We start from the raw sequence: 11,388 nt of genomic DNA on the forward strand, positions 1-11,388 counted from the left end.
TGGTGTCCTTAGAAAGAGTTCTGTGTGCCGGGCTGCGTCAGTTGTCCGTGAAATGCGCCGGGCGCTTTTCCCGAAAGGCGGCGACGCCCTCGGCAAGGTCGTCGGTGGCGGCGGCGAGGCCGCCGGCCAGGGCTTCGAGCACCCGGGACGGGGCGCCGTCGGCGGCTGCGTTGATCAGTTGCTTGCCCAGCTGCACCGCCAGCGGCGCCCCCGCCAGCAGGTCGGCGCTGAGCCGCGCCACCGCGCCTTCCAGCTCGTCTTTGGGTGCGACGGCGGTGGCCAGTCCCCAGGCGACGGCTTCCTCGCCGGAGAGCTGACGGCGGGTCAGGACGAGTTCCTTGGCCCGCGCCCTGCCGACGAGTTCAGTGGCCCGTTCGGTGCCGCCCCACCCCGGAACCGTGCCCAGGCCTGTTTCGGGCAATGCCACCCGTGCGTCGGTGGCGATGACGCGGAAGTCGCAGGCCAGGGCAAGCTCCAGCCCGCCACCGTAGGCGAGGCCGTCGATCACGGCGATGCTGGGCTGCCGCATCCCGGCGAGGGCATCGAAGGCGCGGTGCCCGGTGGCGATCCAGTCCCGCCACATCCCTGCGGCGCCGAGACCTGCGAAGTGGTTGATGTCCGCACCGACGCAGAAGACCTTCTCGCCCCCGGTGCGGACGACGACCAGCCGGGCCGACGAGGCGGCAACCTCCCGGGCCGCGGCGGCGAGGCCGTCGAGGAGTCCAAGGGTCAGGGCGTTCAGTTTCGATGACCTGTCAATCAGAATGGTGGCCGTGCGGCCGTCTGCGGAGTAGCCGACGGTGACCTGTTCGGTGGCCTCACTGACGGGCTGTTCTGTCAGGGGGGTGGTTTCGGTGCTCATGGCTGGTCCTTTCGGTGTCCGCCGAGTTCGCCGGCGAGGTGTTCGGCGGCGCGCATGACGATGGCCCAGATGGTCAGGGTGGGGTTGATCCCGGGGCAGCTGGGGAAGGCGGCGCCGGAGTACATGTACAGGTTGCGGGTGTCATGGACTGCCAGGTGCTCGTCGAGAACAGCGTCAGCCGGGTCGTGGCCGAAGCGTGCGCCGCCGAGGTCGTGGCTGGAGCCGACGCCGGTGAAGTACGGGCCCTGCCAGGTCTTGGTGGCGCCCATGTCCCGGAGCAGGCCGGTTGCCTTGTCCGCCATCCAGGACGCCAGGCGCCGCTCGTTGTCGCGGAGCCGGTAGGTCACACGGACCAGCGGCATGCCAAGCCCGGAGGAGTCGCGGTGCCGTGGGTCGATCTCCAGCCGGTGCGAAGCATAGGGCAGCGCGTCGGGCTGGATCCGGATGACGCCCTGCTGGGACCAGAGCTTCAGGTGGTCGCGGTAGCCGGCGCCCCAGCGGCGGACGTCCCCGGGCAGGGTTTCGCGGGCGATCTGCAGCGGCAGGGCCTGCTGTTCGGCGCCGAGGGTGGCGCCGCCGATGAAGCCGTGGTCCAAGGAGCGGAACCCGGGTGAGAGGAAGTCGTCCAGAACGACGCCTTGCGCGGCGGGGCCGGTGTGCCGATTGAATTCGGTCCCTGGGAACAGCGCGTCCACGTGGCCGAACATCTTGGTCATGTAGTGCATGCCCAGCTGGCCGGTGTTGTTACCGAGCCCGTTCTCGTGCCGGGAGTCGGCCGAGAGGTACATCAGGCGCAGGTTCTCGTAGGTGTACGCCGAGAGGATGACGGCGCGGGCGTACTGGCGGCGCACCCGGCCGAGCGGATCAACCCATTCCACGCCCCGGGCGGCGCCGGAGTCATCCATGATGATCCGGGTGACGCGGGAGTGGGTGCGCAGTTCAAAGTTCCCCGTTTCGATCGCGGCCGGTACGGGTCCCAGGCCCGGGTGCCAGCGGTCACCGCGGAAGGAACCGAGGCCGTTGTTCCAGGCGCTGTAACCGGTGGCCGGTCGCCCTCCATAGGATTCGGTGGTGAAGCCCACGGGCACAGGATGCGGGTGCAGCCCGGCAGCTTTGGTGGTCTCGGTGAATTTGTTGCCCAGGATGAACGGACGGGTCGGCGGCAGCGGGAGCGGCTTGCTCCGCTTGACGAACGGGTTGGACTCGTCCCCGGCAATGCCGATCAGGTGCTCGAGCCTGGTGTAAAACGGCTCCAGGTCCTCATAAGTGACAGGCCAGTCCGCCAGGGTGCAGTCCTCGGGCAGCGCGCCGGTGCCGTAGAGGCCGTCGTAGTGGCTCTTGGGGGCGAACTGCCAAGGGTGGAAGCGGCGGAGCCATGACCCGTAGTGGCCTGCGGATCCGCCGACGCCGTTGACCATGCGGCCCAGCGAGAACGTTGCCTCCCGGCTGTCTTCCTCGTCCGGGGTTTCGCGCCAGCGCGGGGTTTCCTGCTGGAACTTCGGGCCCAGTCCGCCCCGGGTGTAGTAGGCGTGTTCGAGTTCGTCGGGGAGGAACTCGTCGAGGGGACGGAAGGGGCCCGCTTCGAGGCCGACGACGCTCAGGCCGGCCTCCGCGAAGACCTGGGCGCTGAGTCCGCCCATGGCGCCCACCCCAACGAGCAGGACGTCCACTTCATCGGTCATCTGGGGGTTGACGGCGTTTTCGTAGCCGAGCTGCTTGAGCCGGTGGCCGTCGGCGTCGCGGGGGATTTCCTGCATCGCGTCGGCAAGGGTTTTGATGACCCCGCCCTTGGTCACATGTTCGCCGCTAAGGTTTTCTTCGGCGGAGTTTTCCAGCCAGACACCGGGGTGCCTAAGGAAGTTCCAGCCGACGGCGTCCTTGTTTCCGCCGTGGGCAGGGTCCGCGAAGAGACCTTCCTGCAGGTGGGAAACAACCAGCCCGAAGAGGTCCCGCTGTTCCGCGGCAGGGAGTTGTTCGGTCAGTTCGCCCTGCTCGAGCCGGACCAGTGTGTCCGTCCGTTCGTCAAGGGTGAGGGCCGCGAAGTTCCGGCCGTATTTGTTATCCGCGTAGCGGTCCAGTGCACCGAACAACCACTGGTAGCGGGGGAGGTCCTTGCGTCCGTAGCCCTCCAGGGTGAGGTCCAGATATTCGGTGACTCCCGCCTCACGGACGTCGGGGCTCCCACCGTCGGTGGGGAACATCGCCTCGAACAGGGCATCGGCGAGTTCGGATTCGTAGGGCGTGAGGATACGGAGGCTGCTCATGTGAGGGTCCTTTCAGGCGTTTCGGCCGCGCGTCAGTGCGCGGCCAGCGAGGCGGTGCGCTGTTCGATCCGCTCGTGCAGCGGCAGCGTCGGAAGGTGGAGGCCGACGGGTGCGTCGGCGAACAAGGCGAGGTCCATGGTGCGCAGGTCCGCGGAGACGATGAGCGGGAATTCGCAGCGGTCGAGGACGTCCTTTTGCAGGTCGACGCCGGGGGCAATTTCAGTGACGACGAGGCCGTCGGCGGTCAGTTCCAGCACCGCGCGTTCGGTGATGTATTTGACTTTCTGGCCGCGGGCCAGGGCCCGCGGTCCCGAGAATGTCACGGCCGAGACATCGTTGACGAACTTCGTGAAAGGCCCGTCGGCGCGGATGTCCAGGCCGTTCCCGCCGGCGGCTATGTCCCGGCGTCCGGCAGTGAAGGCGCCCATAAAGATGATCTCCGGGGCCGACGAGGTGATGTCGGCGAAGCCGCCGACGCCCGCGGTGACGTGGCGCTTTTTGGGCAGGTGATGGACGTTGACGTTGCCGTGCCGGTCGATTTCCAGGAAGGAAAGCAGCGAACGGTGGAAGCCGCCGCCCTGCAGGAGGGTGAACTGATCAATGCTGGGCATGATCGCATCGGGGTTCTGGGCGCAGCCGAACGCGAAGTCCAGCAGCGGGACGCCGCCGACGGCGCCCTGTTCAATGACCCAGCTGACTTCCCGCCCCTGGTTTTCTTCAACCAGGACGTGCGGGACGAGGGCGGAGACACCGAAGCCGAGGTTCACGATCTCGCCTGCTTTGAGCTCCTGGGCGGCGCGGCGGGCGGTGATCTTCTCCAGGGAGAAGCCGATGTGGGGGAGCGAGCTCAGCGGCCTGCGCAGCTGGCCTGAGATTGCCGGATCGTTGGGGGTCAGCGTGGTCTGGAGCTGGTCTTCGGCGATCACAATGGCGTCGACGAGGATGCCGGGAACCTTCACATGCTGCGGGTGGAGGCTGCCGGCCTCAGCCAGGCGCTTGACCTGGGCGATGACGACGCCGCCGTTGTTGTGCGCGGCGTAGGCCAGGTCCAGGGCACCGAGCGGGGATCCTTCGTCCTCGAAGGTCAGGTTGCCGTATTCGTCGGCGGTGGTGGCGCGGATGATCGCGACGTTGGGGATGACGGACGGGAAGAACAGCCATTCCTTCCCGGCCAGGGTGGCGGTCTCCACGTGGCTTGCGGGTGTGCTGCCGTTCATCCGTCCGCCCTGGAGGCGGGGGTCGATAAAGGTATCCAGGCCCACCTGGGTGAAGACGCCCGGCTGCTTGGCCGCGGCAGTGCGGTGCATCTGGTAGATGACACCGGACGGGAAGTTGTACGCCTCCACTTCGTCACGCTCGATCATCTGCCAGATCAGCGGCGGTTCCGCGCTGGAGGGCCCGGAAGGGTAGGACCCGGCGATGACCTTGCGGAGCAGCCCCGGCCGGGCGATGTGGTCGATGCCCTTGACGCCGTACATGTCGCCGGCGGCGATCGGATGTACGGAAGTCAGGTTGACCGGGCGGGCGGTTTCCTCGAACCGCTGGCCGATTCCGGCCAGGACGCTGTCCGGGCAGCCGAGGGCGCTGGAGGAGCTGACGGTGATGACGTCGTCGTCGTGGATGAGGTCCGCTGCTTCGCGGGCGGTGAGGATCTGTACCTTCTGCATGACGTTCTTTCTGGCTGTTAGTTGATGTGGACGGTGCGTCCGGAGTTTGCGGATTCCTGGGCGGCGAGGGCGACTTTGAGGGCCATCAGGCCGTCCCGGCCGCTCGCCGCAGGGCGGCCCGTGCCATCCACTGCTGCGGTGAAGGCTCGCAGGCCGATGAGGTAGAGGTCTTCTGAGCAGTCGACGTCGACCGCCTGGCTGCCTGACCCGGTGGTCAGGATGACCTGGCCCGCGGTGTCCTGCGTCATGGCGTCGGTGACCCGGATGGTGCCTTCCGTACCGTGGACTTCCAGGAAGGTCCCGGCGTATCCGACGGTGAACGAGTCATGGGTCTGGGCCAGAACCGGTGGCAGGCCGTCCCGCTCGTAGCGGATGACGGTCATGGCGGCATCTTCCTGCCCGCCGGTGTTCCAGCCGGCCTGTCGGACGGCCAGCGCGCTGACTTCCACCGGCGTGCCCAGCAGCGGGTTCAGCACCGAAGCGTCGTGGCAGGTGATGTCGAGGATCACTCCGCTCCCGGGGGTGCCTTTCCCGAGCCGCCAGCCGCGGAGCCGTTCCGGCAGGAGCACCGCGTGGGCGATCTTGGCCGAGAGGACTGTGCCGATGGCGCCGGCGGCGACGAGATCGCGCACTGTGGCGTGCAGCGGGCTGCCGGGAAGGTGGTGGTTTGCGGCGAGCACCAGGCCCCTCTCCTCTGCCAGTTCCACTATGGCCTCGGCCTGGCCGGCTTCAAGGGCGAGTGGTTTCTCGCAGAGGACGTGCTTTCCGGCGTTGAGCGCGCTGGTTGCCTGCTCGAAGTGCAAGGCGTTCGTGGAGGAGATGTAGACGGCGTCGATGTCCCAGCCCAGGAGACCGTCCAGTTCTGTGGTGAAGTTGGGCAGCCCGTGGACCGCGGCGAAGTCCCTGGCCCGGTCTGCCGACCCGCTGAAGACGCCAACGGTGTCACCGCCGCTGGCCCGGATAGCGCCGATGACCCGGGTGGCAGCGATGTCGCTGGCGCCGATCAGGCCCCATTTCAGTGCTGGCATTCTGTTCTCCTACGTTCGGGGTCGCCATTGGGCGGTGGAGGCTCTGACTTTCAGGGCCGGTTCAATGAGGGAGCGCTGTGGTTGCAGCGCCGGGTCGCGGATACGGTTCAGCAGCAGCTCGGCTGCCCTGCGTCCGATCAGTTCGGGGTAGGTGGACACCGAGGTCAGCGGCGGCAGCAGCAGTTCGGCCATGGCGATGTCGTCAAAGCTGGCCACCGAGACGTCGCGGCCCGGGTCGAGGTTTCGCCGGCGCAGTTCGGCGTAGATTCCAAGGGCGACCGCGTCACTGTAGGCGACGATGCAGTCAGGCCAGATCCCCTGGTCAAGGACGCGGGCCACGCCTTCGGACCCGCCCGCAGCGTTGTTCGTTGTCGCGGCCGACAGGGAAGCATCGAACGCCACGCAACTTCCCGTAAACCCGGTTTCCAGGCCCTTGATCCGTTCGATACGTGCCGAAGAATGCTCCGGGCCTCCGACCAATACCGCCGTTGACGCCCCCAGGGAGGACACGTGCTGTGCCAGTTGCTGGCCGGCAGCGACGTTGTCGGGGCCCACATAGTCCAGTTCCTCCGAGAAGTAGCGGGCCAGCTGGACAACCGGCACGGAGGAACGGTCAATGATGCCGCAGACCGGGGCCAGCTCGGACCCTGTGGCCGGAAGCAGGAAAATGCCGTCGACCTGCTGTTGGACCATGGTCTCCAGCTGCAGGTACTGCCGCTCCACATCGTCCCTGCTGTACCCGACGAAGAGGGTGTATCCGGCGTCGTGCGCGGCCTCCTCGATGGTCATGGTCAGACCCGCAAAATAGGGGTTGCGGATGTCCGTCACGATCAGGCCCAGGGTCATGGATTCGCTGCGGCGCATGTTCGCGGCCTGCCGGTTGTAGACATAGCCGAGTTCGGCCATGGCCAGCCGCACGCGGTCTGACGTTGCCTCCGGAATCCGCGGGTTTCCGCGCAGCACCAGCGACGCAGTAGATCGCGATACTCCGGCGGCCCGGCTGACATCACTCAGAGTCACTTTCTTCATTGCTTGTCCATCTCCCTTCAGGCTCGGTCCAATATTTCTACCACGTTTCTGATGCAGTTGGTAGACCGATCCAATAGAAATCCACCAGACCGTCATGGCGAAATCTAGGGAAATCTCGCTGCCGGCCTTTAGCTTGGAGTGATTTCAAGAGGCGGGCGGTGGCACTCCTGAGATTTCTATTGCATCGATCTACTTAACTATGTAATCTGAACCACAACGCAGGCTCCAGCCGGGCCTTATCCGGCGTCTGACAACCCAAAGGAGAGTAGTCATGCGTGCACCTATCAAGCTCAGGATTTCGCTGGCCGCAACGGCAGCAGCAAGCCTCATTGCAGTAACCGGATGTTCCGCCAACGCCCCCGCCGGAAGCTCCACCGGGGGAGGCTCCGACAAACTCGAAATCACGTCCTGGTGGACCTCCGGTTCAGAGGCGGATGCGCTCAACGTGCTGATCGACGGCGTGAAGAAGTCCTCACCCGGGTTGTCCGTGGACAACGCGGCGGTCTCCGGCGGTGGCGGCGCCAACGCGCGGCAGGCCCTGGCCGCGAGGCTGCAGGCCGGCAGCCCGCCGGATGCCTGGCAGGTCCATCCCGCCGGGCAGCTGAAGAGTTACGTCGACGGCGGGCAGGTCGCCGACCTGACGGAGTTGTGGACCGAGGGCAACTGGGCGTCCCAGATGCCCAAGGACGTGGCCGAAGCCCAGCAGGTCGACGGCAAGTATTACACCGTTCCGATCGGCGTCCACCGCGGCAACGTCTTGTGGACCAACCCGTCCGTGCTGGCCAAGGCCAACGTCAAGATCGACGCCGCCGGCGTCGACGGACTCATCAGCAGCCTCAAGCAGGTCCAGGCCAGCGGAACCACGCCGGTCTGCCTCGGAGACAAGGACATCTTCGCCTCGGCCCAGCTGCTGGAGTCCCTCATCATGTCCCGGGCGGGTGCAGACAACTGGACGAAGCTGTTCACCAACGAGTATTCCTTCGACGCCCCCGAAGTGAAGCAGGCACTGGAGGACTACAAGGCCATCCTTGCCCTTGCCAACAAGGATCACTCGGCCATCACCTGGGATGAAGCCGCCAAGAAGATGGCCGATGGCGACTGCGCCGTCAACCTGATGGGGGACTGGGCGTACGGTGAGTTGCTCAACGCCGGAAAGAAGCCCGGCGAGGACTTCGCCTGGGTGAGCTTCCCAGGCAAGGAGGACATCTTCGACTACGTCGGGGACGGTTTCTCCATCCCGGCCACCAATATTCCGCATGCCGCAGCCGCCCGGACGTGGCTGAAGACCCTGATGGACCCGAAGATCCAGACGGAATTCGCAGCCAGGAAGGGGTCAATCCCGGCGGTAACCTCCGCCGACATCTCCGGGTTGTCCGCATACCAGCAGGAAGCTGCCAAGAGCCTCGCCTCAGGGGCAGTGGTCTCCTCCCTGGCCCATGCCCAGGCCGCCGGAGCCGAATTCGCCCAGACGTACGCCGACGCAGTCTCCACCTTCAACGGCAGCAGCAACATCGATGCCTTCATCGCCAGCATGACGCAGGCCCAGAAGACCCAGCTGTAGCAGCCGGTCAGCCAACCAAGTCGGAAGGGTGTGGCTGCAGGTCCCTGCAGCCACACCCCCGGACAGGAACAGTTCACTCATGACAACCTCAACAGCTCTGCCACCGGCACCGCCCGGCCCCCGGCCGAAGAAGCAAGTGCCCCACAACGTCAAGACATCCCGCCGGGCCGCCTGGATCTTCGCACCCAGCCTGCTCGTCAGCTTCCTCTTCGTGTACGTCTTCATCGGCATCACGGTCTACATCTCCCTGTCGAACTGGAAGATCGGAACCAGCCCGAACCTGACACTGCGCCAGCCGTTCGGTGGCACTTACGCCGAAATCGTCCAGGAACAGCGGTTCCAGGCAGATATCCGCAATGTGGTGATTTTCACGATCATCTTCCTGGTCCTGGCCATCCTCGGCGGACTGATAGCCGCCTTGTTCATCCACCACGTCTCTGTCGGCAAGGGCCTGTTCCGGACAGTATTCCTCCTGCCGTACGCGCTGTCCTTCATCGTCACCGGTGTTGCCTGGCGCTGGATCTTTGCTCCCTCCACCGGAGTCAACGAAATCCTGCGGAGTATGGGCATCGAGAATCCTCCGGGATGGACCACCGACACCACGATCCTCGGCGCCCTGAACGACTCCTCAGGAACGGACTTCCTCAAAGTCCAGTTCGGTATTCCGGTGGCGCTGCTGCCTATTATCTTCGCGGCCGCATGGCAGCTCGTCGGCTTCGCCATGGCCATGTACCTTGCCGGGCTGGCTTCCATCCCGGAAGAACACCTCGAGGCCGCCAACGTTGATGGCGCAAACGTGTGGCAGCGCCTCCGGTACATCGTGCTTCCCCAGCTGTGGCCCTCCACCATCACGTGTTTTGTACTCCTGCTTCACGTGGCCCTGAAAATCTTCGACCTCGTCGTCGCCATGTCAGGCTCCGGCCCCGGATTCGTCACCGACGTGCCCGGCATATACATCTACAACTACCTCACCAGCCGTTACGACAAAGCCTCGGCAATGGCGATCATTCTGCTCCTGCTGACCCTCGTGGTGATCGTCCCCTACCTCGTACGCGGATACCGGAAAGAGCGAAAGGCATAGAAATGGCCGTCGAAACCCTCGAACCGACACCGTCCCGAACAGCCCAGGCACCACGCCGGCGCCCCGGCAAGCTGGCCCCCAAGCCGCGGTCCTGGAACATCCCCAAGACCCCGGGCGGCTGGATTGTCCTGGCTGTCTGTACCCTCGCGACGCTCGGCATGCTCGTGCCTGTCTACGTCATCATCACCACGGCACTTTCAGGAAGCACCGGGGCGCCGAACTTCTTCCTCGCCTTCCCGGATGCGCCGAGCCTTGATGCCTTCAAAGGCGCCTGGACAAAGCTTCATGGATCCCTCGTGAATTCTTTGCAGATCACCGTCCCTGCTGCACTGATCTCCTGCCTTCTGGGCTCGATCAACGGCTACGTCCTGTCCAAGTTCCCGTTCCGGGGATCCAACGCCCTCTTCACGGTTCTGCTCGTGGGCATGTTCATCCCGTTCCAGGCCGTGATCATCCCCGTCTTCCAGTTCCTGAACATGCTGCATCTCCAAGGAAGCATCATCGGCCTGATCCTGGTCCACATCATCTACGGCATCCCGATCACCACCCTGATCTTCCGCAACTACTACGAGGGCATCCCCAGCGCCATCATCGAGGCTGCCTCCATCGACGGGGCAGGGATCTGGAAGACCTACATCCGGGTGATGCTCCCGCTCTCCGTGCCGGGCTTCGTCGTCGCGGGAATCTTCCAGTGCACCAACATCTGGAACGACTTCCTGTTCGGCTTCATCCTGGCCTCGCCGGCAGCGTGGCCCGCCACTGTGACCCTGAACAACCTCATTGGAACCACCACCGTTGACTACTCCGAACTGATGGCCGGTGCAGTGCTCGTCGCCGCGCCAACCGTCCTGCTCTACCTTGTCCTGGGCAGGTTCTTTGTCAGCGGCCTCACTGCAGGAGCCGTGAAATGACCTTCCTGGACGTGCTCTGCGTTGGTGAAACCATGGCTGTGGTCACCCCCGCCGGGTCCGAGTCACTCAGCAAGGCTGATGAATGCCTGCTGGGCTTCGGGGGAGCCGAATCCAACGTCGCAGCCCATCTGGCCGAATTCGGCTACCGGACCGGCTGGGCCAGCCGCGTCGGCGAGGACCCGTTCGGCCAACGCATCCTGGGAGGCCTGGCAGCCCGCGGAGTGGACGTCAGCTTCGTCACCCGTGACAGTACATGCCCCACCGGGGTGTATTTCAAGGATCCGGATCTGGGCCACGGAGCCAGGACGCTGTACTACCGGGCCGGGTCCGCGGCCTCCCGCATGGCGCCGGCCGATTCCGACGCCTGGCAACTGGAACAAACCGGCTGGATCCATACCAGCGGCATCAACGCCGCGCTGTCAGCCGGCTGCTCGGCGCTGGCAGAGCATCTTCTCGTGGAGGCACAGGCGAAGGGATACAAGGTCTCCTTCGACGTCAACTACCGACCCGCGTTATGGAACGCTGATGTTGCGGGCCCGCGACTTCTGGAGCTGGCCGGCATGTCCTACGTCGTCCTCGTGGGCCTGGATGAAGCTGAAACGTTGTGGGGGTGCACTGCGGCGGAACAGGTATCGGATCTCCTGCCCGGCCCGCGGCACCTGGTAATTAAGGACTCGGCCACGGAAGCAGTGGAGTTCGTCCGGGAAGAAAACCGCGAAGAACGTGTCCACCGGATGCCCGCCCACCGGGTGGACGTGGTCGAGCCTGTGGGCGCGGGCGATGCGTTCGCGGCCGGATTCCTTGCCGGGCTGCTTCGCGGAGACAAGCCCGCGGACCGGCTCGCCCTGGGCCACTCATTTGCCGCCTGGACACTGGGTACGCGTGCCGACTTCCGCCCCGGCCACGGTACCCAACCCCGCATCTACGAACACGGCAACCAGCAGACGGCGTACAGCTGACGCACTACCGCTGCAGAACACCGACC

The 11,388-nt window shown here is 65.4% G+C and carries 9 protein-coding genes; 4 read left to right on the plus strand and 5 right to left on the minus strand.

The genetic code is table 11. The features are described 5' to 3' along the window. Window positions 1-37 precede the first annotated feature (37 nt). From AC1DRE_RS00140 to AC1DRE_RS00160, 5 genes are read right to left on the minus strand one after another with little or no spacing between them, the layout of a single operon-like run. On the minus strand, window positions 38-862 hold the full coding sequence (locus AC1DRE_RS00140) for an enoyl-CoA hydratase/isomerase family protein (RefSeq protein WP_476982803.1): 825 nt from the start codon (window positions 860-862) through the stop codon (window positions 38-40). Beyond that, window positions 859-3,126 (minus strand): gluconate 2-dehydrogenase subunit 3 family protein, encoded by a 2,268-nt coding sequence (locus AC1DRE_RS00145; protein WP_476982804.1) that lies wholly within the window; start codon window positions 3,124-3,126, stop codon window positions 859-861. The genes AC1DRE_RS00140 and AC1DRE_RS00145 overlap by 4 nt, the downstream gene beginning before the upstream one ends. A 32-nt stretch (window positions 3,127-3,158) precedes the next feature. After that, window positions 3,159-4,793, minus strand: coding sequence for an acyl CoA:acetate/3-ketoacid CoA transferase (locus AC1DRE_RS00150; protein WP_476982805.1), 1,635 nt, complete (start codon window positions 4,791-4,793; stop codon window positions 3,159-3,161). A 17-nt stretch (window positions 4,794-4,810) separates the two neighbouring features. Continuing rightward, on the minus strand, window positions 4,811-5,821 hold the full coding sequence (locus AC1DRE_RS00155) for a Gfo/Idh/MocA family protein (protein ID WP_476982806.1): 1,011 nt from the start codon (window positions 5,819-5,821) through the stop codon (window positions 4,811-4,813). A 9-nt stretch (window positions 5,822-5,830) separates the two neighbouring features. After that, window positions 5,831-6,850, minus strand: coding sequence for a LacI family DNA-binding transcriptional regulator (locus AC1DRE_RS00160; protein WP_476982807.1), 1,020 nt, complete (start codon window positions 6,848-6,850; stop codon window positions 5,831-5,833). Between the two features lie 271 nt (window positions 6,851-7,121). Between AC1DRE_RS00160 and AC1DRE_RS00165 the strand changes: the two genes are divergently transcribed. The 4 genes from AC1DRE_RS00165 (at window position 7,122) to AC1DRE_RS00180 (ending at window position 11,362) form a co-directional block, all read left to right on the plus strand. Beyond that, on the plus strand, window positions 7,122-8,411 hold the full coding sequence (locus AC1DRE_RS00165) for an ABC transporter substrate-binding protein (protein ID WP_476982808.1): 1,290 nt from the start codon (window positions 7,122-7,124) through the stop codon (window positions 8,409-8,411). 79 nt (window positions 8,412-8,490) lie between these two features. Then, window positions 8,491-9,492: a carbohydrate ABC transporter permease gene (locus AC1DRE_RS00170; protein WP_476982809.1), complete on the plus strand. Its 1,002-nt coding sequence runs from the start codon at window positions 8,491-8,493 to the stop codon at window positions 9,490-9,492. 2 nt (window positions 9,493-9,494) lie between these two features. Further along, window positions 9,495-10,403, plus strand: a complete 909-nt coding sequence (locus AC1DRE_RS00175; protein ID WP_476982810.1) for a carbohydrate ABC transporter permease — start codon at window positions 9,495-9,497, stop codon at window positions 10,401-10,403. After that, window positions 10,400-11,362, plus strand: coding sequence for a sugar kinase (locus AC1DRE_RS00180; RefSeq protein ID WP_476982811.1), 963 nt, complete (start codon window positions 10,400-10,402; stop codon window positions 11,360-11,362). The genes AC1DRE_RS00175 and AC1DRE_RS00180 overlap by 4 nt, the downstream gene beginning before the upstream one ends. The last annotated feature ends 26 nt before the right edge of the window (window positions 11,363-11,388 follow it).

This window comes from Arthrobacter sp. P4_H3 (genome assembly GCF_056400885.1).